The 23,537-nt window shown below is 39.5% G+C and carries 18 protein-coding genes and 1 pseudogene; 5 read left to right on the top strand and 14 right to left on the bottom strand.

Annotated features, from left to right (window positions below; translation table 11 throughout):
- Positions 1-38: 38 nt before the first annotated feature.
- Positions 39-2,177 (top strand): glycoside hydrolase family 97 protein, encoded by a 2,139-nt coding sequence (locus ADIARSV_RS04010; RefSeq protein WP_016194107.1) that lies wholly within the window; start codon positions 39-41, stop codon positions 2,175-2,177.
- A 187-nt stretch (positions 2,178-2,364) separates the two neighbouring features.
- Here ADIARSV_RS04010 and ADIARSV_RS04005 read toward each other — a convergent pair whose 3' ends face one another.
- Positions 2,365-2,697: a hypothetical protein gene (locus tag ADIARSV_RS04005; RefSeq protein ID WP_016194106.1), complete on the bottom strand. Its 333-nt coding sequence runs from the start codon at positions 2,695-2,697 to the stop codon at positions 2,365-2,367.
- Positions 2,698-2,937: 240 nt separating this feature from the next.
- On the opposite strand from ADIARSV_RS04005, the gene ADIARSV_RS22345 reads away from it, so the two are divergent.
- The 3 genes from ADIARSV_RS22345 to fucP all read left to right on the top strand — a co-directional run bounded on the left by ADIARSV_RS22345 (position 2,938) and on the right by fucP (position 6,289).
- Positions 2,938-4,128 carry a sensor histidine kinase gene (locus ADIARSV_RS22345; protein WP_235048356.1) on the top strand — a complete coding sequence of 397 codons (1,191 nt, stop codon included), beginning with the start codon at positions 2,938-2,940 and terminating at the stop codon, positions 4,126-4,128.
- The gene (locus ADIARSV_RS03995; RefSeq protein WP_016194102.1) at positions 4,091-4,810 is read left to right on the top strand and encodes a LytR/AlgR family response regulator transcription factor; all 720 of its coding nucleotides are present in this window, start codon (positions 4,091-4,093) and stop codon (positions 4,808-4,810) included. The genes ADIARSV_RS22345 and ADIARSV_RS03995 overlap by 38 nt, the downstream gene beginning before the upstream one ends.
- A gap of 204 nt (positions 4,811-5,014) precedes the next feature.
- On the top strand, positions 5,015-6,289 hold the full coding sequence (gene fucP / locus ADIARSV_RS03990) for an L-fucose:H+ symporter permease (RefSeq protein ID WP_052016941.1): 1,275 nt from the start codon (positions 5,015-5,017) through the stop codon (positions 6,287-6,289).
- A 135-nt stretch (positions 6,290-6,424) separates the two neighbouring features.
- Here the strand turns inward: fucP and ADIARSV_RS03985 are convergent, their stop codons facing one another.
- The 12 genes from ADIARSV_RS03985 to nirB all read right to left on the bottom strand — a co-directional run bounded on the left by ADIARSV_RS03985 (position 6,425) and on the right by nirB (position 20,737).
- Positions 6,425-7,042, bottom strand: a complete 618-nt coding sequence (locus ADIARSV_RS03985) for a molybdenum cofactor guanylyltransferase (protein ID WP_016194099.1) — start codon at positions 7,040-7,042, stop codon at positions 6,425-6,427.
- Positions 7,023-7,490 (bottom strand): molybdenum cofactor biosynthesis protein MoaE, encoded by a 468-nt coding sequence (locus ADIARSV_RS03980; RefSeq protein WP_016194098.1) that lies wholly within the window; start codon positions 7,488-7,490, stop codon positions 7,023-7,025. The genes ADIARSV_RS03985 and ADIARSV_RS03980 overlap by 20 nt, the downstream gene beginning before the upstream one ends.
- A gap of 1 nt (position 7,491) precedes the next feature.
- Positions 7,492-7,725 carry a MoaD/ThiS family protein gene (locus ADIARSV_RS03975; protein WP_016194097.1) on the bottom strand — a complete coding sequence of 78 codons (234 nt, stop codon included), beginning with the start codon at positions 7,723-7,725 and terminating at the stop codon, positions 7,492-7,494.
- A 4-nt stretch (positions 7,726-7,729) separates the two neighbouring features.
- The gene (locus ADIARSV_RS03970) at positions 7,730-8,692 is read right to left on the bottom strand and encodes a GTP 3',8-cyclase MoaA (RefSeq protein ID WP_016194096.1); all 963 of its coding nucleotides are present in this window, start codon (positions 8,690-8,692) and stop codon (positions 7,730-7,732) included.
- A 45-nt stretch (positions 8,693-8,737) separates the two neighbouring features.
- Positions 8,738-9,946 carry a rubredoxin gene (locus ADIARSV_RS03965; RefSeq protein ID WP_016194095.1) on the bottom strand — a complete coding sequence of 403 codons (1,209 nt, stop codon included), beginning with the start codon at positions 9,944-9,946 and terminating at the stop codon, positions 8,738-8,740.
- 68 nt (positions 9,947-10,014) lie between these two features.
- Positions 10,015-10,233: a hypothetical protein gene (locus ADIARSV_RS20390; RefSeq protein ID WP_016194094.1), complete on the bottom strand. Its 219-nt coding sequence runs from the start codon at positions 10,231-10,233 to the stop codon at positions 10,015-10,017.
- Between the two features lies 1 nt (position 10,234).
- Complete coding sequence (locus ADIARSV_RS03960) at positions 10,235-13,750, bottom strand: nitrate reductase (protein WP_016194093.1); 3,516 nt, start codon at positions 13,748-13,750, stop codon at positions 10,235-10,237.
- Between the two features lie 27 nt (positions 13,751-13,777).
- On the bottom strand, positions 13,778-15,088 hold the full coding sequence (locus tag ADIARSV_RS03955; RefSeq protein ID WP_016194092.1) for a NarK family nitrate/nitrite MFS transporter: 1,311 nt from the start codon (positions 15,086-15,088) through the stop codon (positions 13,778-13,780).
- A gap of 565 nt (positions 15,089-15,653) precedes the next feature.
- Positions 15,654-16,850 (bottom strand): molybdopterin molybdotransferase MoeA, encoded by a 1,197-nt coding sequence (locus ADIARSV_RS03950; protein ID WP_016194091.1) that lies wholly within the window; start codon positions 16,848-16,850, stop codon positions 15,654-15,656.
- Between the two features lie 3 nt (positions 16,851-16,853).
- Positions 16,854-17,804, bottom strand: a complete 951-nt coding sequence (gene moaCB / locus ADIARSV_RS03945) for a bifunctional molybdenum cofactor biosynthesis protein MoaC/MoaB (RefSeq protein WP_040299017.1) — start codon at positions 17,802-17,804, stop codon at positions 16,854-16,856.
- 29 nt (positions 17,805-17,833) lie between these two features.
- Entirely contained in the window at positions 17,834-18,208 is a 375-nt protein-coding gene (gene nirD, locus ADIARSV_RS03940) for a nitrite reductase small subunit NirD (protein WP_016194088.1), read from the bottom strand.
- Between the two features lie 24 nt (positions 18,209-18,232).
- Complete coding sequence (gene nirB, locus ADIARSV_RS03935) at positions 18,233-20,737, bottom strand: nitrite reductase large subunit NirB (RefSeq protein ID WP_016194087.1); 2,505 nt, start codon at positions 20,735-20,737, stop codon at positions 18,233-18,235.
- Between the two features lie 902 nt (positions 20,738-21,639).
- Here nirB and ADIARSV_RS22340 point away from each other — a divergent pair.
- A pseudogene (locus ADIARSV_RS22340) lies at positions 21,640-22,770 on the top strand (glycoside hydrolase family 26 protein).
- A gap of 10 nt (positions 22,771-22,780) precedes the next feature.
- On the opposite strand, the gene ADIARSV_RS03925 reads toward ADIARSV_RS22340, so the two are convergent.
- The gene (locus ADIARSV_RS03925) at positions 22,781-23,257 is read right to left on the bottom strand and encodes a rhodanese-like domain-containing protein (RefSeq protein ID WP_016194083.1); all 477 of its coding nucleotides are present in this window, start codon (positions 23,255-23,257) and stop codon (positions 22,781-22,783) included.
- Between the last annotated feature and the right edge of the window lie 280 nt (positions 23,258-23,537).

Below are 23,537 nucleotides of genomic sequence, written 5' to 3'. Positions count from 1 at the left end.
TTTTAAACGAAGCATTTAAAAGATTAAAAAGCCATTAAATGAAGAAACTACTTATTTTTTTATGGATGATTACCGTTGCCGGTAATGTGATTGCGCAGCAAAATAAAATAATTGAGGCCAGCATGGATAAGGTAAAACTTAAATTTATGCTGGATCCGGAGGGCAGGGCATGTTATGCTGTTTCTTTCGCAGGTAAAGCGGTTATTGCGAATTCACATCTCGGTATTGATCTCTTAAATGATACTGCTTTTGATCAGCAACTGGAAATTATTAAGACGGAAACCACACAGGTGGATGAGCAGTGGCATCCGGTATGGGGAGAGCTGAGCACCATTAGAAATAAATACGAGCAGCTGGTAGTTCAACTGAGACAAAAAAACAGTCCGAACCGCTTAATTAATATCATCTTCCGCGTGTTTGAAGATGGTCTGGGTTTTCGGTATGAATTTCCTAAACAGCCTGGGTTAAGATACTTTATTGTAAGTGATGAGCGGACTGAGTTTCACCTGACCGGTGATCATAAAACTTTCTGGATTCCTGCGGATTATGACACGAATGAATATAAGTATACTACCAGCAAATTGACTGAAGTGGACTCCTGGAAGGTAACTAAGGCCGCAACTGATATCGCTGTGAGAGTGGCACCAGATCAGCAGGGAGTTCAAACGCCATTGATGATGAAGTCAGCTGATGGGCTTTATATTAATATTCATGAGGCAGCTCTTCAGGATTATTCCGCTATGCAGTTACATGTGGATAAAAATACGTTTAATTTGACTGTAAGTTTGGTACCTGATGCAGTAGGCAATAAGGCTTATTTAGTTGCGCCTTGTAAGACGCCATGGCGTACTATTCTTGTAAGTGATCATGCTGCTGATTTATTGGCATCTAAAACCATATTGAATTTAAATGAGCCTTCTGTTATTGAAAATACCAGCTGGATTAAACCGATGAAATTCGTGGGCGTTTGGTGGGAAATGCAAACTGGAAAGAGTACCTGGAGTTATGCGAACCGGTCGGATACTTTAAATGCCAAAGGTCAGCTGATACCCAATGGGACACATGGTGCAAATACGGCAAATGTTAAGCGCTATATAGATTTCGCAGCTGCTCATGGTGTGCAAGGAGTTCTGGTAGAAGGGTGGAACATTGGCTGGGAAGATTGGTTTGGCAACTGGAAAGAAAAAGTGTTTGATTTTGTAAAAGCCTATCCGGATTATGATGTGGATGAAGTGACAGCCTATGCTGCCTCAAAAGGGGTGAAAATGATTATGCATAATGAAACATCAGGAGCAGCTACCGACTATGAGCGTCAGCTGGATACGGCTTATAGGTTTATGAATAAATTCGGATTTCCGGCTGTAAAAACAGGCTATGTTGGGAAAATTATCCCAAGAGGAGAGCACCATGACGGGCAGTGGATGGTTGACCACTATATCCGGGTCTTGGAAAAAGCGGCAGAACATCAGGTAATGGTAGATGTACATGAGGCTGTTCGGCCTACAGGCTTGCATCGCACTTATCCTAATTTTATGGCTTCAGAGGCAGGAAGAGGAAATGAATACAATGCTTTCAGTGATGGAAATCCCCCTGAACATGAAACCATTCTACCGTTTACACGCCTGATGGGTGGTCCGATGGATTATACTCCCGGAATATTTAAGTTAAAAGGTTATTCCAGTGTTAGCGGAAGACAGGTCCATACTACCTTAGCAAAACAACTTGCGCTTTATGTTACGCTATATAGTCCGGTTCAAATGGTGGCGGATCAGGTGGAGAACTATGATGCGCATATGGATGCTTTTCAGTTTATTAAAGACGTACCGGTTGATTGGGACGACACAAAAATAGTAGAAGCTGAACCTGGGGATTATATTACGATTGCCCGCAAAGAAAAAGGGAAGGACAATTGGTTTTTAGGTGCAGTTACGGATGAAAATGCGCGAAAGACAAAGATAGGGCTTAACTTTTTAGATAAAGGCAGGAAGTATGTGGCAACGGTTTATGCTGATGCAGAGTATGCTGACTGGCAGGAAAACCCAGAAGCTTACACTATCCATCAATATATAGTAACGAGTGTTACTAAATTGAAACTTAATCTTGCAAAAGGAGGGGGAGCTGCTGTTAGTTTTATGCCATTTGTGAAAGGAGTTGGTACTTTTAAAAAGTATAAATAATTGAGATTTTAAGTGTTATTGTTGAATTAATGTTTTAGGGTAGTCAATAGTTATTTTAAACAGTGTGGATTTTTTTGATCGCCTGGACAATCTGATGATATTATTTTCTCTCCCATAGTAAGACTCCGCCTTCTTTAATCAGACATGGATACGTTATTGTCAGATTGAAGAAGGCAGAGTTTTTTGGTCATTTCAAATTGGCAGCAATCCAATTCTTATTGTATAATGCTTTCTTTTGCTGATTCCAGGCAATAAGTGCAGAGTCTAACCCTTTTCGAAGACAGCGTAGTGTTTTTAGACGGTTTAGATTTAGTTTTTGATCTTTAACCTGTTCCTCATAAATAAGTTGGTGGGCATCGGTATAAAACTGAACAGTGGTTGCCTTTTTTGCATGGATATTAGAAACTAAAACCCAGTATCCTGTTTTAGGGATGCATGCGGATCGGCTTTGTGCATTTCCTGTTGATGCGAATAATAAAGTCATGATGACCATACCAGTTGTAATAAATAGATTTTTCATGATGTTTAATTTTAAGAGTTTGACTTATTGCTGATTCAAAGGTAATAGGCCTGTTAATTAGTTTTTTGGAAAGTAGACCAGCAAGAATTTGAAGTAGTTATATAGTGATCTTGATTGTATTAAATCATTTCATCGTCGACCAAAGTATTTGGTGCCTTTTTTAAGTACATTGGTCTAATAATCATCAGGTTGTAAATCTTTTTATAGGAAGAGTTGTATCTTTAAACAAAGCTGCAGTTTATGGATTCTTTACCATTCGTTTTTTCTAACCAACCTAAATGGCGGGTATTACGTCATGTGGTATTCTGGTTCTTGTGGTTTGTTTTTCAGGTATTTTTATATTCATTTTCACCTTCACCAGCTTTACAACAAAAAACTTTTTTGGAACGGATTAACTTTACCGCACCAGAGAGTCTAATCTATTTGGTTCCACATATACTTATGGCGTATTCGCTCATGTATATGGTCATACCACGTTTTGTAATTACTGGGAGATATGGAAGAGCTGTGGTATTAACTACCATCATATTCCTGATTACTGCTTTTATTTCAGGACTTTTATCTTTAACCATCATCGAATATTTAAGGAATTTCCGGAGTCAACAATTTATCCCTAATCAAAATATTATTCATAGCCAACCATTGTATATACCACTTGGAGGGGCGATGCTAGCCGGTTTGCGTGGGAGTATCACCATTGGCGGACTAGCCGCTGCCATCAAACTCATGAAATGTTTTTACGAAAAAGAGCAGGCGGCATTAAGTATGGAAAAGGATAAGGTAAGTGCCGAACTGCAAATGTTGAAGGCACAACTGCATCCACATTTTTTATTTAATACCTTAAATAATATCTATAGTTATACGCAGGATGTATCGGTAGTAGCCTCCAATATGATATTTGGTTTATCGGAACTGCTGCGTTACATGTTGTATGAATGTAATCAGCCTTTTGTGCCATTGGATAAAGAACTAAAAATGATCGGGGATTATATTGCATTGGAAAAAGTTAGGTATGATGAGCATCTTGACCTTTCAGTAAATATGCCCTCATCATCAGGAACACTCCGGATAGCACCTTTGTTATTACTCCCTTTAGTAGAGAATTGCTTTAAACATGGAGCCAGTAAGATGATCCGTGATCCGTGGATCAGTATAGAGCTGACTCTAAATGAGAACTTATTAGTAATGAAACTGATTAATGGCAAGACACCCGGCGTAAAGGCATCCCCTTCAGGAATAGGAACTGCAAATACACAAAAGCGGCTTGACCTGATTTATGCTGGTAAATATGAGTTTCAAGCCTTGGATGAAGAGGATATGTACATCGTGAATTTAAAGCTTTGGCTGGATTATGCACCGTTCGATAAACCTATAGAACCTATAATTTACTTTAATGAAAGCAGAAAGAACATTCAGCTGTCTGATCGTTGATGATGAGCCTCGGGCAAGAGAGATTTTAAAGCGGTACATTGAGCAAGTGCCTATGTTGAAATTGGCAGATGAATGCAGCAATGCACTACAGGCCTTGGCCGTGTTACAAACGAATGCCATTGATTTGCTTTTTCTGGATGTGCAGATGCCACAAATAAGTGGTATTGAGCTTATAAAATCATTACGGGAACCTCCAGTGGTGATTCTGACGACTGCTTTTGAGCATTATGCGTTGCAGGCTTTTGAGCTTAACGTAGCGGATTATCTGATGAAACCTATTCAGTTCGACCGTTTCTTAAAGGCGATTATGAAGGTGCTTCCAAAGGATGTAACTCCTTATCATGAGGAGGGCAAACAGGAATCGGTAATACCAAATCAGACTTTCCTGTATTTCAGGGCAGACCGGAAGATGGTTAAGGTGTTGATTAAGGACATTCAGTACATTGAAAGTTTGAAGGACTATGTTAAAATATTTACAGAGAAGGGAGTGGTGATTACGAAGTATTCCATCACAGCTTTAGAGGTAATGCTTCCTGAAGATGCTTTCGTTCGTGCTCACCGGTCTTATATTGTGGCTATCAATAAGGTGACTTCCTTTAGCTCTGATGTTATAGAAATAGAGAAAATTCAAATTCCCGTTGGTAAATTATATAAGCAGCATCTGTTTAAAATGATGAATTGACAGATTATCTCAGACCTTTATCGTTTAATTATTTAATTTTATTCAATTAATTCATGTAAGAATAGATTTGGTATTTATATATTTGGAGGCAGTAATTGCAGAATAAAATCGATTAATTGATTCTATTTAGTTTGAAGGATGAATCAAATGAAGGTTTGTACTTAATCTCTGATTTGTATATAAATATTATAAACCAATAAATAAATGAACACAATATCGAAAGACAGTAGTAACCCTGTTCCTCCTGTTATAGCTGCAAAGCCTGCTTTTACGGGTAAAAAATTCGTTACCACCATGATCTTCGTTACCTCCTTGTTTATGTTATGGGGAGTTGCGATTACGATGGGAGATGTTTTAAATAAGCATTTTCAGCACGTACTGAGTCTGAGCAGGACGCAGTCAGCCTTTGTTCAGTTCGCTATCTTTGGCGCTTATTTCGTGATGGGCATTCCTGCGGGATTGTTTATGAAGCGGTTTGGTTATAAAAATGGGGTACTACTGGGTCTGTCCCTGTTTGCAACAGGTGCCTTTCTGTTTGTACCGGCAGCTAATACAGCATCCTTTGGTTTCTTTGGTGTGGCTTTGTTTATTCTGGGTTGTGGTTTATCTACTCTGGAAACGGTTGCACATCCTTTTGTAGCATCTCTAGGCGATCAGCGTACCAGTGACCAGCGGGTTAACTTTGCACAGTCATTTAATGCTTTGGGCGCTATTTTAGGCCCTGCTATAGGTTCTTATTTTTTATTGCGGCATAATGTACCTGGAAGTACCGACCTGACATCAGTTAAAATATTATATCTCGTGATCGGCAGTGTGATCGCCCTTATTGCAGTTGCTTTTTCCTTTGTGAAAGTTCCCCCATTAACGGATCCACATACTATAGTGGCAAATGGTGATGCGGTGAACGTAGATTTGGCACCGGGCAAGAAGTTATTTGAGCATGTCCATTTCAGATGGGCAGTTGCGGCACAGTTTTTTAATGTGGCTGCACAAAGTGGTACCTGGGCTTTCTTTATCAACTATGGTCATGAGCAAATGGGCTTCAGTGAAGCAACAGCTGGTACTTACCTGGTTCTATTTATGGCTATGATGTTGGCGGGAAGGTTTATCGGTACTTTCCTGATGCGTATTATTGCACCTCCAACCTTACTGGCTGGTTTTGCATTAGCCAATATCGTGATGTGTATCATTGTCGCTCAAGGCTTGGGATGGCCTTCGTTTATTGCTTTACTGGCTATCAACTTTTTCTTCAGTATCATGTTTCCTACAATTTTCAGTTTGGGTATCAAGAACCTGGGAAAACATACTCAACAGGCTTCTTCCTTTATTTCAATGGGTGTAGTAGGAGGAGCGTTATTTCCGCTGATTATGGGTAAGGTGGCCGATACTGTAGGAATAGCGCATGCGTATTACCTGCCGATTATATGTTACCTTGTGATCTTTGCATTTGGTGCTAAATTCTATAAAGTAAAACATTAAGGGGATCGGTTCTTAATTACTAAACTTTTTAAGTCATAAGCATAGAAGTATAAAGTACAATAGTAAGAGGAACCTTTTCGTGATTTAATTAGAACGGTTTTAAACACTAAACTCTCTAATGTTTAAATAAGTTGTTTATGAAGTAAGATCCCTTGTATTGTAATTAGTGAACGCCCTTTTATCTTTAACAGGTATGCTTTTGTAATTGGAGGAAGAGATCACTTTATGTAATGCAAAGGATGTTAATTCATTCGTATCGAGTCTTTTCATAATCGCATCTAATGCTTTGAAGGTATAGATGGCACATAAAGGTTCAAGAAATTTATCTTGCTCATAAACGTAATAATCAAATTCGGGATTCTCTTGGTAGATCGCTATTAATTGGTTTAATGTTTCCTGATCCATTTGGATCATATCGCAGGCAATAAGTAACAGGTCCTTTCCGGGATGTGCTTGATGCACACTTAGTAAACCGTTTAAGGGGCCTCTTACGTTGATTTGGTCCAGAATGAGGTGCTCTGATGGAAAGATGGGACTATAAGACGAATGCTGGGTTTTGTTAATCGAAATAACTAAGGGAAGATTGCAATTAAAAAGTATTTCTGCTACTTGTTGTGCCCATGTTTGGGTTGTTCCAGGCAGTGTAAGAAGCCCTTTGTCGCTTCCCATTCTCTTGCTTTCGCCTCCGCATAGAACTACTCCAAGGATTTCATTGATTAAAAGGCTTTTGGTTTTATGGATTTTCTGATTCATAAATATGTTTATTCACATCACCAGTCTCCTTATGGCAATTACAATTTCCACCCCATTCTTTGGTGCCATCAGTAAAGTATTCGCATTTCCAGATTGGCACTTCGTGTTTGATGCGGTCGATGATATACCGGTTGCTGGCATAAGCTTCTGTACGGTGGGGAGAGGCGGTTAATACCACTACTGCCGACTCACAAACTTTTACCTTTCCGATGCGATGTTGTGCTGTAGCAATTGTTAAGTTCCAGCGGCTTTTAGCTTCTTCTAAAATAAGGGCGATCATTTTGGAAGCCATGGAAATTTGCGATTCATACTCCAGGTAGGCAACAGATTTTCCTCCATTATGATCCCTCACTTCACCACTGAATAATACAATTGCACCCGCTGCCGGATGATGGGTCTCTTGCAGCATTCCCACTAAATCAATAGGTTCTTCTGTAATGTATTTCATATTAGCCTCCACTGCTTGGGGGAATGATCATGATGTTATCGTTCCTTGTTATTTTATAACTATCAACCACGAAATCATCCTCTACAGCGAAACGACATCTTGAAAGTACTTCTACTGAAGAAGGGTTGATGGCAATTAAATGTTGTTTCAAGTCAGCAATGGTATCAAGTTGATCTGCAATTTCAAATTCCTTTTTAAAATAGTCTTTTAAGATTGCGAATACTTCTATTTTCATGGGTTTATCCTCCGATATGAAGCATACTTAATGTGCTTCCTGTAAATTTTAGAGCTTGTTTCTGTGCCAGTGCTTCTTTGATCTTGCCTTCCAGCTCTATTGGGTTAAGGACTTCTTTAATTGGTACAGGATGGTTGCTGCTTAAACAGCCGTATATATTGCCAAAAGTATCCAGTCTTAAACGGTTGCAATCGGAACAAAATGGCTGACTTTCATTGGCTACAATACCAAAACGGTTGCCATCTGTTGTTTGCCAGTAATTAGCGGTTGAAGAGGAGGTACGCAGCAAGGGCACAAAGGTATGATGCTTACTGATTAACTGCAATATATCCTCCTGGGAAAAGAAATGTTCATCTGAATTTTCATAGAGATGTCCCATAGACATAATTTCCAAAAACCGAATGGTTAATCCTCTTTCAAAAGCAAAGTTTAATAGGGGTATGATCTGGTTGTCGTTGAGCCCTTTCATAATTACTGAATTGATCTTGACTTCAATTCCCTGTTGTAAGGCTGCATCTATGCCTTTTAATGTGCGGGTCAGATCATGACGTCTGCTCATTTGAAAAAATATCAATGGATCAATGGCATCCAGAGAAATGTTGATGGATTTTAGTCCTGCAGCCTTTAACAACGGACTAAGGCGCTCCAGTAATAAAGCATTTGTAGTCAGTTTAAGGTCGTTAATACCCAGGTCATGAACGCCTTCCACAAGCTCTGCAAGGTTTTTATATAATAAAGGCTCGCCACCGGTAAAGCGCACTGTAGTCAGGTTTAATCGTTCATGAAGCTGTTTAACAAGAGCCAAGAGCTCAGTGGCGGTTAAAGACTTATCTTTTGCCAGGATATGATTTTGCTTGCTGTCTTCATTTCCACAGCTACAATACACACAGGCAAGGTTGCAGGTATTAAGCAAACTTATCCGGAGTGTTTTGAAAGACCTGCCCAATTCATCTCTGATTTCCACCATCGCATAAAAATATTAGTTTGCCTGCTGCATTGCGTTTAACAGGACTTAAGCAAGGATTGTTTTGTCAATAGCTATAAAATCGTTCTTACCATATTCACAAACCGGACAACAGTACTCAGGATCCAAATCCTTAAAAAGAGTATCCGGCTGAATGTTGTTGTATGCATCACCAACTGATTCATCATAAATACTCAGGCAATGTGTGCATTGATAAACAAGTACTTGCGCTTCTTCTGTAATGATGAACGTATCCTCTTCAAAATAAGTATCCCCCGTGTTCGTATCTGTAATGGCTTGTTGCTGATAATAGTAATCGGATAGTTCAATTAAAATCTTGCTGAGTAAATCTCGTGAAATATTTTCTTTATAAGGAATAAAATTTTTAGAATTAGGGTTGAAGTCTACGGTATGCAGCACATCGAACTGATCTGCTATAAGATCCGTTGAATCCTTTTCTGAAGGATGTTTCCTGATGATGACTGAACCAAATAAACCTGTCTTTGGATTGATCTTGATGGCAAAACAAAGTTTAAATGTCCGGAGATCTACTTTGTCAAATTCTTTGATCAACTCTAGTTTTAGGTCCAGCGCATAGTTACAAAGATCCTCACTTTGCCAGTTTAACTCATTTGATGCATGTCGTACATTGATCCGGTGTTTTCCCAATATGACATTCCATAACTTTCTGTCGTTTGCTTCTACTCCTTTAATAATGATAGACTTCCAGGTTGTAGTGTAAATTTGGGCAATCCTGGTTTTCATGCAAATGGTGCAGATGTCCTTTAAGAAGGCTACCGAGAATAGTTCATTCCTCCGATAGATCCCCAGCCAGTGTTTGTCATTGTACTTGTTGAATCCTTCGTAATAAGGCAGCTGGAAATCGGGATGTTTCAGAGGAACAGAAAGGGGTTGAAGAAAGAAGTTTACTGCTGAATTGACTTTAGTTTCCAATAGCTGCCCATCGATATTTTCCTGGTCATAGAAAATATCACTATCAAGAAGAATTGAACTTTCTACCTGTTTGCTTAGCGAGCTGATATCTTCGGAATAAATGAGCGATGACCAGCAATAGATCTGATTTGTTTTAGGGAAACGAATATAGAGGTACCAGTAATTGCTGACGTCAGAGGAGATGAAATTAAGGTTCCCGGTAAAGAAGGGCACAAAGGTCTGAGTGCTGTCTACCAGGTTAATCTTAAGTTCGGGCTTGTAGTTAAAGGCATCTAAAATATCTTTATATACCCCTTCACGCAACCATGTTGAACTATCAAAGATATCTTCTGCAACATAAGAGCTGATAATATTTGGGAATTCATCTGTGTTTATCTCATATTCAGTGTCTGAAATAAAGAAATGATGCTCCAGATCTTCCAGCTTTTCGGGCTAACCTGAAGGTAAAGTTGTTGTCTGTTTCCAAACCGAACGGTATCAATGCCTGCCTTTTCAGCAGCCTTAAGGATTTCATAGAAATCTCCTACAGATACAATACCTCCTGGAAGATTAACCTTTATGGTATATATCGTCGTTTCTTTCCCTTCCATGTTAGCTTATATTTTCAAGAAGTTCTTCTTTCAAAGCGTCTTCTAGTATGCGTTTAACTTCCGGACGGCATGATCCACATCCTGTTCCGGCACCTGTTGAAGTACATAATTCATTAAAGTCATGGCAACCTTTAGCGATCTTCGTTTGTAAGTTCCCAAGGCCCACATTGTTGCAGCTGCATATCAGTTTTCCGGAAACAGGTTCTGCTATTTGTCCACTTCTAAGTAAAAGCAACCGCTTGTCGCTTAACTCTGTTTTGTTGGCGATAAGCGACCTGAATTCCTGGAATTCACTCTTGTCGCCAATTAAAATAGTGCCTACTAAACGATCCTGATGGATGATGCACTTTTTATAGTACCGCTTGGCTTTATCAATAAAAACAATTTCTTCGTAATTTTTATCATCAGGACACTCGGGCAAACCAATACTACAGAGGTCAAATCCATGTATTTTAATGATGTTCATAAAAAGGCTGCCTTTATAATAGCTGCTGATATCGCCGTTCATGTATTTGGCTACGATATCGGCTTGTTGTTCTGCTGCTGCTGTTATTCCATATAAGATACCCTTGAATTCTGCAATCTCTCCAATGGCGTAAATTGCCGGATCACTGGTTTGCAGTCGTTCATTAACAATCACACCACGTTTGCATTCTAATCCGCATGCTCTTGCCAGTTCAATATTAGGCGTAGTACCAATGGCAATAATCATGGCATCGCAGCTGATCTTGCGTCCGCTTTTAAGTCCTATTCCTGTTAGTTTGGATCGGCCATAATAAAGCTGCACTTCATCGTTGTAATAAATATCGCATCCCTGGTCTACCATTTCTTCGTGCAAAAGCTGACTTCCCAGAGGATCCAATTGTCGGTTAAGGAATCGCGATACACGTTGTACGATGGTGATTTTTACACCGGTTTCCCTTAAAGATGCCGCCATTTCTAAACCTAATAAACCACCTCCTACAATAAGGACATGAGCGTTTTTCGGGGTATGTTTTTTAAAGTTATCTGCGTCTACACGGCTACGCATCGTGAAGATGCCTGGCAAGGAGGGAACGTTTTTAGGTAATGCTGCCCGACTACCAGTCGCCATGATCAATACATCATACTCCGTTTTTTGTCCCCTGGAATCAATCACATATTTTTCCGTTCTGTTGATGCTTTCTACACTTACCCCTCTTAAAAGACGTATGTTGTATTCCGGCTCTTCATCATCCTTCATTTTTACCAGTTGTTCCCAGTGCTGCGTCCCGCTAATGTAGTCGGGAAGCATCACCCGGTTGTAAAAAGGAAAGTTTTCCTTGCTGAAGATGATTATTTGATCTTCTTTATTGATCTCTCTGCAGGATTTGACAAAGCCAAAAGCACCTGCACCTGCACCAATGATGACAATCTTTTGAAAGGGTTTTATGAACTTTTCTACCTGTACCGCACAGAACTTAAAATCAGGTTCTTTTGAGAGTGGGTCAATCAGGTTACTGGTAATATTGTTAGCACGGTTGAGGTCGTTACCCAGAATTTTACCCCAATGCATAGGCAGAAATACTACTCCTTTTTTTATTGTTGTAGTCACTTTTGCCCGTACTTGTACTTCACCACGTCGGGAACGTACAATCACGATCTGGTTGTCTTCGATTTTAATTGCTTCCGCATCTTCAGGGTGAATTTCCAGAAAGGCTTCTTTCGTGTGTTGCTTCAACTTACTTACTTTACCTGTTTTGCTCATGGTATGCCAATGATCACGAACGCGGCCGGTAGTCAGAATAAAAGGGTAATCCTGATCAGGCATTTCACTGTTCAGCTGATCGGAGGGACTATATATGACTGCTTTTTTACTAGGAGTATAAAATAAGTGATTGGTAAACAAACGCTTTGTTCCCATCTCTGTCTTTTTATTAAAAGGCCATTGAAGGGTGTTGTGCTTCTGGAGTAACTTGTAATCCAGTCCGTTAATATTAATATTAGTTTTAGAGGTTAGTTTTGCATGTTCTTTGTAGATCTCCTCCATGTTGGCATAGTCAAATCCTTTATACCCCATTTTTCTGGCAAACATGCAAATTATTTCTGCATCTGATAGTGCTTCTCCTGGAGCATCAATGATTTTATTTAAATGACTGATGCGCCTTTCGGAATTAGTCATAGTGCCTTCCTTCTCTGTCCAGGCTGCCGCAGGTAAAATTACATCTGCATATTGTAATGATTCTACTGTGTTGCTTACTTCCTGAACGACTACAAACTTTGCTTTTTTTAGCGCTTCTTCAACAAAACGTGAATTAGGAAGACTAGTTAAGGGATTGGTGCAAAGAATCCAGATTGCTTTCAGCCTTCCGTCATGTAATGCTTCAAACATCTCTGTTGCTGTAAGTCCTGCTTTATCAGAAATAGTTGTGCCTCCCCAGAATTTTTGAACTTCTTTACGGTGTTCTTCATTCGCCAGATCACGATGCGCAGGAAGCAGATTGGCTAAACCACCAACTTCACGACCGCCCATGGCATTAGGTTGTCCGGTTAAAGAGAAAGGTCCCGAACCTGGTTTACCAATATGTCCGGTAATCAGATTCAGGTTAATCAGACTTAAATTTTTATTTACGCCAACGGAACTTTGATTGAGTCCCATGGTCCACATGGTTAAAAAGCCTTTTGCTGCGCCTATATAGGTAGCGGCTAATCGGATATTTTCCTCATCAACGCCACAGATTAATGCCGACTCAGCAAGTGTACGTTCAAATACAAGCTCCCGGTAGCTGTCAAAACCTTCTGCATGAAGGGTTATAAATTCCAGGTCAATAGCGCCGTTTTCTATCAGAACTCTTCCAATAGCATGGTTTAGGGTGATATCAGTGCCTGGATTAAGCTGTAAATGTAAATCAGCGATCCCACAGGTATCCGTAATACGCGGATCAACGATAATGATTTTTACTTCCGGATGAGCTGCTTTATGCGCTTCCACCCGTCGCCATAATATAGGATGACACCATGCCGGGTTAGCTCCTGTAACAAAGAGGCAGTCGGCTAACTCAATATCATCATAACATACCGGAACACTATCTTCACCCAGGGACATTTTATAAGCAGTAACTGCACTGCTCATACATAAACGAGAGTTGGTGTCGATATTATTGCTACCGATGAATCCTTTGATTAGTTTATTGATTACATAGTATTCTTCAGTTAAACACTGTCCGGAAGCATAAAAAGCAACCGAGTCTGGTCCATATTTATCGATGAAAGTCTTAAATACTGCTGCAGTACGGTTTAGTGCATCATCCCAGCTCACCCTTTGTAAGGGCAGGTTTTTATTATAACGCATCTGAGGATAAAGGAGCCGGTCACTTACATCATTTACCGTGTATTGCAGATTCATGCCTTTGCTGCACAACATGCCACGATTAACCGGGTGATCTTTATCGCCAACCACAGTAACGGTATTGTTTTTTTTAACGGTAACGTCTACTCCGCATCCCACTCCACAGTAACAACAGGTACTTTTAAATATTTTATCTTTCTCCACAGACATACGCGTTTAGCTTCTAATTTGTTTAAATCAGGCCTCTTGAAGTGCCGGTTGTAAGATATTTGTTTCAGCTGTCTGCCTTATGTGAAACTTGGTAATGAATACGATTATTCCTATGACTAACACGCCAATGCCGATATAGTGAAAGGCATCCGCATAGGTCAGACTGGCCGATTTGAATAGAAATCCTACCAGCATAGCGCCTAGATTTCCACCTGCACCTACAATGCCACTAACCGATCCGATGGCATCTTTATTGATAAAAGGAACAATGCCATAGGTGCTTCCATTGGCCATTTTCAGGAATAAGGCGAAGAGTAACATGCAGGCAATTGCCATCCCTAAACTTTGAGATTGTGCAAAGAGCGTGATGCCAATTCCTTCAAGAACAAGCATACCCCCCAAAAGGAGTCCTTTACCTTTTAATCCATAAGACTTGCCCACTTTATCACTCACATAACCTCCTAAAGCTCTTGCGAAGATGTTCATGCCACCAAATATGCTGGCAAGTGCACCTGCTACAATCATTGTGGTACCAAAACGATCCATGAAAAAGGTTGCTGCAACGTTATCCACCGTAATCTCTATACCAAAACAAGCGGCGTATGCTAATGCCAGGATCCAGGTACGATAGTCTTTCATTGCCAATAAAAAGGTGCCTTTCTTTTCTTTTTTTGCAGTTTTATGCAGGTCAGAAAAGTTCCCTTGTGGAGTATCCTTGGTGTATTTATAATAAATGACAGCCATAATTAACAGGATCACTCCGGGAACGACCATGGCTAAACGCCATGAATCAGCATGACTTACTAAGCCTAATCCGGCAAATCCGGCAGCTATTAAGGGCATGACTAAGTTGGTGACCCCTCCTCCAAGGTTTCCCCAGCCACCAGTAACTGCATTGGCAGTGCCAACTACAGAGGGGGCAAACATCATAGAAGTATGAAATTGGGTGATGACAAATGAGGCGCCAATAATACCGATGACAAAACGGAAGAGTAAGAAACTCTCGTAGCTGTTACTGAGACCTATGCACATGACAGGAATCGCGCCAACTGCAAGAAGTATAGTGTAGGATAAGCGGGGACCTAATGTGTCGCAAAGTTTACCGATTATTAACCGGGCAACAATAGTAGCTGAAACGGATGCAATAATGATATTACCAATCTGATCCTTGCTTAAGTGTAGCTGTTCGCGAATTAATGGCATCAGTGGAGCCACTCCAAACCATCCAAAGAAACAGAAAAAGAAGGTGATCCATGTAATGTGGAAGGTTCGCATTTGAATACCCTTTGTGGAAAAGATATTTAGTTTGTTTAAGGGGTTGAAGTTTTCAGTCATCATCTTGATTTAAATTTTCTTAAACTATTTAGCTGAACTAGCTGCGCTCTTTTTGTTAATATTCTTGCTGAGTACGTAATCGTATTTTAATCTTAACGTTGTTGCTTTATAATATTATAAATATAAGATAAATGATGGTAATAAAGCATTAATTGGTGATAAATGTTAATAAAATATGATTTATATAATATTAATAGGCTAATATTTTAATATTAACTGATTTCACTTAATATTATAAGCCATTGTTGTTCTATTTTGAATTTATTATTCAATTTTATAGATAAAATGCTTGTTATTATTCAGTAATAATTTAAAATCTTTGATTTTTAGGCTTTTTTAAGAAATATTTGGTTAATTAAGTACTCATAATTGACTTTTTGCCTTCAAGTATGAACAAAAAATTGAAATGTTTAGTACAATAGGTTGAGGTTCTTTAGGCTTTGTTTGTATAGGAGAATAGATCAGTAGGTTCGGGGAGATATGAAAACAAGTAAGATGCAATAGATTTATTTCTGGCTAGCTGAAATGATTCAAGTATCCGGTTTATCACTATTCCTGTTAAAAGACTTTATAAATAGTTGTTAAAAGGATAAAAGTCAATAGGCTCGCCACTTACTATGCTTTCTTTTTCAGCAGCATGTACTGCTAATCCGTTTGCATGTAATCCAGCAGTGATATCTCCCGAGCCATTGTGTTTTACAAGATGAAGTCCAAATTGTTCAGTAGCTATTCGTACCGGGAAAAACTCAGTTAGCTTGTTTTTTTTGCTTCTGTTTTCAAGGAGAGGAAGTTTGTAGGGAATTCTTTCTTTAAACCCAAAGCTTTTATAAAGATATGATTCAATAAAAAGAGTGAAAGTAGTAAGACAGGATAGTGGGTTTCCCGGAAGGGCAAAGACCATTCCTCCTGATGGGGATTTTCCGGTCCAGATAGGCTTACCCGGCCGCATAGCCACTTGATGAAAGATTTCTTTTACCCCCAGTTCATGTAAGATTTGTGGAACGTAATCTGCATCTCCAGCTGAAACACCTCCGTTAATGATTGTGATATCCGATAAAATAGCTTGCTGAAGAGTCTCTCTTAAAGCGTCTTTGTTATCCTGAACATGGATACAAACCGGTTCGTTAATATTCCATTTCTTCAACAGAGCGCGGAGTAGGTATTGATTGCTATTTCGTATTTGAAATGCGGCAATCGGTTCATCTGGCTTAACTACTTCATTACCTGTTGTAATTACAGCAACTTTTGGTAGTTTATAAACCGACACTTGTGTTTTACCTATGGAAGTCAACAGGCTGATAATCTGAGGCTCGCAGCGTAAGGGTGCTTCTAAAATTAAAGCTCCAGCTTTTGCATCTTCCCCTTCTCTGGCTATATTCTGATAGGGTTTTAGAGATTCACCTTTCAGTGTTACTACGTTATCTTGTTCTATGGAATCTTCCCGCCTGATAATTACGGTGGCTAAAGGAGGTGTAGTTGCACCAGTCATGATTTTATAGCAATAACCGGAATGTATGGTTTGTTCCGATGCCTGACCTGCATAGATTACCTCCGTGATTTTATATTCTCTTAACCCATTTTCCCAATCGTTATACATGATGGCGTAGCCATCCATGGCTGCCCGGTTAAAGGGAGGGTAATTGCGGTCCGCAAAGCAGTTATCCGCTAAAATCCTTCCGTCTGCATCTTCAAGCGGGCAGAATTCTTTATCAAAAGGTTTTGCAAGAACGTTAATAGCGGCTAAAGCATCGGGAAAGCTGATCATAATTTAGTGTCCTCCTCCTTTCATCATCTTACGTGCATGAAATACAGCTGGTAAAATGGCTTCTAATGATTCTGAAGCCCCATTACTGCTTCCCGGAAGGGTGATAATTAAAGTTTGAGCTATTGAACCGGCTACTGCACGACTCATCATGGCTAAGGGAGTGCGCAGTTGTCCGTGAGCACGCATTGCCTCTGTAATTCCATCTGCATCGCGTTCCAGGATTTCTTTCACCGCTTCAACAGTATGATCACGAGGACCTAATCCTGTTCCTCCGGTAGTAAATATGAAGTGTACATCATCGGCCACCCATTCTTTTATTTGCTTCTGGATCTCATCCTTATTATCAGCAACTATTTTATAATCTACAACTTGTGCATTAATTAATTCGAGCTTTTCCTGAATGAGCTTACCACTTTTGTCTTCCCGTTTACCGGCTGCTGTAGAGTCTGAACAAACCAGAATAGCACAAGTGGAAGAAGTTTTAAAGAAGTTTTTGCGGTCGCTTTTACCTCCACGTTTCTCCAGAAGTTTAATATGACCGATCTCCAGGGCAGTATCTACCGGTTTTAACATGTCGTAAATTTCGAGTGCAGCAACAGAAACGGCTGTAAGCATTTCCATCTCTATGCCGGTTCGTCCAATAGATTTTGCCGTTCCTAAAATGACAATGCCTTGTCGTTCCAATACGGAGGGTTCAAAATGTTCCTGGTGCTCTTCTGAGGAGAGAAAGCTGAACGAGATCTCCATGCCATCAATGGAAACCGGATGGCAGTGGGGCAGAAGTTGTGGTGTTAGTTTTGCTCCTATGAAACCGGCAGCGCGGGCAACGTCAAACAAATTGCCCTTAGGCAACTGATTGTTTTTAATGAGTTCGGTGGTTTCTGCTGAACAGAAAATTACAGCTACCGCCCTCGCTGTTCTTAATGTAATCTGCTTGCCGGTTATATCGCGCATGGAACAAATATTGGTAAAATTTATCAGGGTTATTGTATCCCGATAAACACTTGACCCGCGGAAAGTTTTACCGGATATGTTTTTATGGTATAATCTTCTCCTGATGCGCATTCTCCGCTCAAAAGTGAGAATGTTTTTTTATGAAAGGGACAGGCAACTTTAGGTTCACAGCTTTCTCCCGCACTGCCAATCATACCTCTTGACAGTGCCATTTGTTGTTTATGGGGACAAAGATTTTGTGTGGCATACCATTCCTTGCGGCGTGTAAAATTAAAGATGGCAATTTGTTCGCCCTTGTAATCAATACATGCTCCTCCATTTTCAGGTACATCTTCTTCATTGCAAGCCAAAAACCATTCAATTGAAGCCTCAGCTTGTAATTCTATATCCGTATTTATTATCATGATCTTTAAATTTTAAGGGTGGATTTATAACCAGTCTTTAGCTTTTATCTGAGTTCTGAAGGTGTCAAATTCTACTGTTGGGTCTTTCTTTTCAGGGGCATTAACAAAGTGTACGAAACGTTTTCTTAGTTCGGGATTGGTCACTACTTCCTTCCATTCGCAATGGAAGCTGTCAACCAAGCCTTGCATTTCTGTTTCTAATTGTCCGCAAATTTCAATGCTGTCATTCAGAATTACATTTTTCAAATAGGTCAGGCCGCCTTCCATTTTATTCAACCAGGTTGCAGTACGCGTGAGCGGGTCTGCTGTTTTAATATAGAACATCAGGAAGCGATCGATGTATTTAATGCAGGTTTCTTTATCGATATCACTAGCTAAAAGTTGTGCATGCTGAGGTTTAGAACCGCCATTTCCGCAGATATATAAATTCCATCCTTTTTCAGTAGCAATGATCCCAAAGTCCTTGGACTGTGCTTCTGCGCATTCCCTGACACATCCGCTTACACCACCTTTTATCTTGTGTGGCGCTCTGATTCCACGGTAACGTTCTTCTATTTCAATAGCAAAAGAAACACTGTCATGAAGGCCAAACCGGCACCATGTGCTTCCAACGCAACTTTTTACCGTACGTAATGCTTTTCCATAGGCATGTCCGCTTTCAAAACCGGCATCAATCAGCTCTTCCCAGATATCAGGCAGGTCATTTACATGTGCGCCGAACATATCGATTCGTTGACCACCTGTAATCTTAGTGTATAAAGCATATTTCTTAGCAATCTGACCTAATATAATCAGTTTATCAGGAGTGATTTCACCACCAGGAATGCGGGGAACCACAGAGTAAGTGCCTCCCTTTTGAATATTGGCCAGGTAGCGGTCATTGCTATCCTGAGTAGGGGCTTGTTTTACGATCACATCATTCCATAAACTGGAAAGGATACTCGCTACAACAGGTTTACAGGTTTCGCATCCATCACCTTTTCCAAAATGATCCAACGCCTCATCGTAAATCTTTACATTATTTATTTTGATGACATCAAGCAGTTCCTGACGTGAATAGTTGAAATGTTCGCAGATTACATTTTTTACGTAGATCCCGCTTTCTTTTAATGAACCTGCAATCAGGTCTTTTACCATCGGTACGCATCCTCCACAGCATGTTCCTGCTTTAGTGCATTTTTTAATACCATCCAGTGTAGTGATGTGATCTTCTTTAACCGCATGAAGGATTGCTCCTTTACTTACTGATTCGCAAGAGCAGATTAAAGCATCATCAGGAAGGGACATCGCACCTGAACCGTCATTTGCCGATTCGCCTCTTGAGCCTAAAATTAAATCTTCAGGATTAGGTGGTAATATGATGTTGTTTTTAACCGTTTGCAGCAGCATATTGTATGATGTTGCATCGCCAACCAGGATTCCTCCCAATAGGTGCTTGCCGTCGTTGCTAATGTTAATCCGTTTATAAACACCCTTATGGCTGTCGTCCATAACAATGGATCTGCAATCGGGTTCAGCAATAAAAGGATCTCCGAAACTGGCTACATCAATACCGATGAGTTTTAATTTTGTGCTCATATCGTAACCGCTGAAGCTTTTTTCGCTATCGCATAACGTGTTTACAGCAACATCGGCCATCTCATAACCGGGTGCAACAAGACCGTAAATCATCCCTTCATGCAGGGCACATTCTCCTATCGCAAAAATGCTTTCGTCACTTGTTTGCATGTAATCATTTACAACTACGCCACCTCGTGTGCCTGTTTTTAGTCCGGAAAGTTGTGCTAGTTCATCTCTGGGACGAATCCCTGCCGAGATGATCAGCATATCTACATGGATTTGCGTGTCGTCCGCAAAATGTAATGCATCTATTTTGTCCTCTCCGCCAATGCGCGATGTGCTTTTGTTTAAATGAATCCTTAGCCCTAATTCATTTAACTTCATTTGCAACATTTTGCTTCCAGCCTGATCAATTTGTCTTGGCATCAAGCGAGGAGCAAACTCAATCACATGAGGCTCTTTTATTCCCAGGTCAATTAATGCTTTGGCTGCTTCAAGTCCTAAAAGTCCGCCACCTATTACAGCAGCCTCCTTTGCATTTGCCGCATAAGCTAATATCAGGTCAAGATCTTCAATGGTTCTATATACAAATACACCTTGCTTTTCAACTCCCGGAATATCTGGAACAAAAGCAGATGAGCCCGTTGCTAGTATCAGGTAATCGTAATGCTGATTGATTCCTTTTAATGTATGTACGGTTTTTTCTTCCCGGTTGATTTCCTGAACAGGATCGTTGAGGTGAAGATGTATGCCATTATCCGCATACCAGGTTAATGGTGACATCGAAAGATCTTCGGCTGACTTTCCATTAAAATATTCACTCAAATGAACCCTGTCATAAGCAGGACGGGATTCTTCTCCAAATACGATAATTTCAAAGTTGGAAGATTTAGCAATAAGCTTTTCACAAAACTTATAACTCACCATTCCATTTCCAATAATAACTACAGCGGGCTTTGTTGTTGTCATGTTTTCTGTTTTTAGAGCATTGAGATCAAATAATATATAAATATGCGATTTGTAATATATTATTTCAGTATTTAATAGCAATAATAAGCATTTATATATGAAATAGAATATATATTGATCAATATTTAAGTAATTAATCTCTTTAAACTAATAAAATGAAGTTTATTTTTTATTTTGGATTAAAAAATGAATTGAAAAGCTGATTTTTAGATATTTGAATTCGTATTTGGTAATAATTCTTTCTTTTTATTTATTTTATGAGTGTTTTTTGAAGAGATTGATGTTCAAGTGGCTTTTATTTCTCGAAAAAGGATTTTATAAGAAGGATATTGTGTTGAAATGTATAGCAATGGCTTTGCAATCAGGGAAATTAATATTCTTTGATTCCGATGGGAAAGGCAGAATTACTAATCAGTTTATTTATGACTGGATGCGGATCATCTTCAAACCCTAAGTTGAAAGCGCAAGTAGAGGAAGTGCAGGACGATCATAAACATAGTAACAAAATCCCCTTTACTGCATGCTGATAAAGTATGTTTAAAGCCGGTTTATTTGATCAATTGTGATGTCTCACAAATAAGTACATCTGCCAGTTTAGTTCATCCCCTCTGTGTTTTAATCAGTTTAATTCAATCCTTCCGGTACAATAACAAAGTATAGCCATTTGGCAGGCCTGAGATAGCTTGATCCAATTCAATCCTTTCAGAATGGCAAAGTATATTTAGGTTAAGATTGTTGCATGATCGGATATAAAACTATCATATTAATGAGGGACATAATTGTAAGTTTGTGATGCTAAACAATAGACCAGTGTAATCTTTAAATCAATCCGATACGATATATTGAAATATTGAAGCTTACATCATACTTATATTATTCAGACCATTTGATTCATTTAGATAATGAGAAGCAGTATATTATTTTTTTTTTCGTTCCTGTTATGCTACTTTAATAGTGATGCCCAGCCGGTGAAACCATCAGATGCAAAAGCTACCAAAGAGACCGTCAATCTTTATACTAATCTGAAAAATGTAATGAAAAAAGGGTATCTGGTTGGCCATCAGGGAGCTCTTGCATATGGAGTGAACTGGAAATATAAGCCGGGTAGAAGTGATATCAAAGATGTAACAGGTGATTATCCAGCCTTATATGGTTGGGAATTAGGAGGATTAGAGCTTGGTGCAAAGATGAATCTGGATAGTGTTCCATTTGATAAGATGAGGCATTATATTGAGGAAGGCTATCGCCGGGGTGGTGTAATTACGATCAGCTGGCATGGAACAAATCCCTATACAGGCAAAACAGCATGGGATCCAACTCCTGGAACTGTTGCAGCTATACTTCCCGGTGCTGAAAAGCATGACGTCTATCAAGCGCAACTGGATAAAATAGCACATTTTCTATTGAGTCTGAAAGGTCCAAAAGGTGAATTAATTCCTGTTTTATTCAGACCCTTACATGAATTAACAGGAGGATGGTTTTGGTGGGGAGCAAAGAGTTCTTCGGTAGACGAATTTAAAACCTTATTTCAGTATACGGTGAAGTAGCTGAGAGATGTAAAACAGGTTCATAATCTGTTGTATGTATATAATACAGGCGGAGAGTTTAATAACGCAGAACAGTTTCTGGAGCGTTACCCTGGGGACGATCTGATTGATGTCGTTTCATTTGATACCTATCAAGGTGGTAAAGCGGAAATCGATAGTGCCTTTATTAAGGATCTTGACCATCATCTGACTATTATCGAGGCGGTAGCCAAAGAAAAGAATAAGATTCCTGCTGTTGCTGAAATGGGCTTTTCGAAAATTCCTTATTCTAAATGGTTTACAGAAGCAGTAGCTAAAGCATTCAGCGGACATCATTTTGCGTATACCCTCTTCTGGAGAAATGCCGGGTATAAACCAGGTGATAAATCAACTGAGTATTATGTTCCTTATAAAGGACACGCATCTGCGCCCGATTTTATGCGGTTTTATAACCTTCCACAAACTATTTTTCAGAAAGAAGCCAGTAAACTTAATTTGTATAAGTAGTTCATTGGATCTATTTAGCCAGCGGATAACCCTTATTGATCCAATCTACTTTGATGTTTGTTGCCAGGTTTAACAGCTTTGCATTATTATAACCAAGTTCATTCAAGGCAGTGATAGCGGGACGAATATTGGGACATTTATTAAAAGGGCAACATCCGCAGTACACGACAATAGCTGCATTTTTAGGAACTCCTCGAAGTGCAGTTTTAAAAGCAATAAGGTTTTTCTGCACACTTGCAGCACCAATATTTTGCGCTCCTTTTATATTTTCCACTACCCCTATATTAAATATCAGGGGCTTTTTTGCTTTAGGGTTATTCAGTATTGCTGCCAGAGTAGAAGGTTGCATCAACTGGTTATTCTTCCATGGCTCATTAGTCTTCCAGGAAGGATTTCCTGCCCCCGGTACAGATTGAGCTTGCAAAGCAGGAACGGATAGGATGAGTAAGAGCGTAATGATGAAGGATGTTAGCGTAACTGTTTTCATTGTTAGGATTTTGATGATCGTTGTTTAGCGAAGTTATAATTAGTTTGGCGATTTATGTACCCAATATTATCACGTTTTTCATTTATTCAGAAAGCTTCAATCTGAACGGTTTGTCCATTGCTGCTTATATATTAAAATACTGTTGTCCGGTAAAAGAAAAAAGGTTGGCGCAAGCGCCAACCAGTTAATTTACCTTTGAAGTTACGACACTACCAAAGTAAAAGTAACTATGGTTAAAAATACAAATTTTAGCGGACAGCCGATACTAAATCAATTACTC

Source organism: Arcticibacter svalbardensis MN12-7 (assembly GCF_000403135.1).
Classification (GTDB): Bacteria; Bacteroidota; Bacteroidia; order Sphingobacteriales; family Sphingobacteriaceae; genus Arcticibacter; species Arcticibacter svalbardensis.
This window is presented reverse-complemented; position numbering and strand designations above follow the sequence as displayed.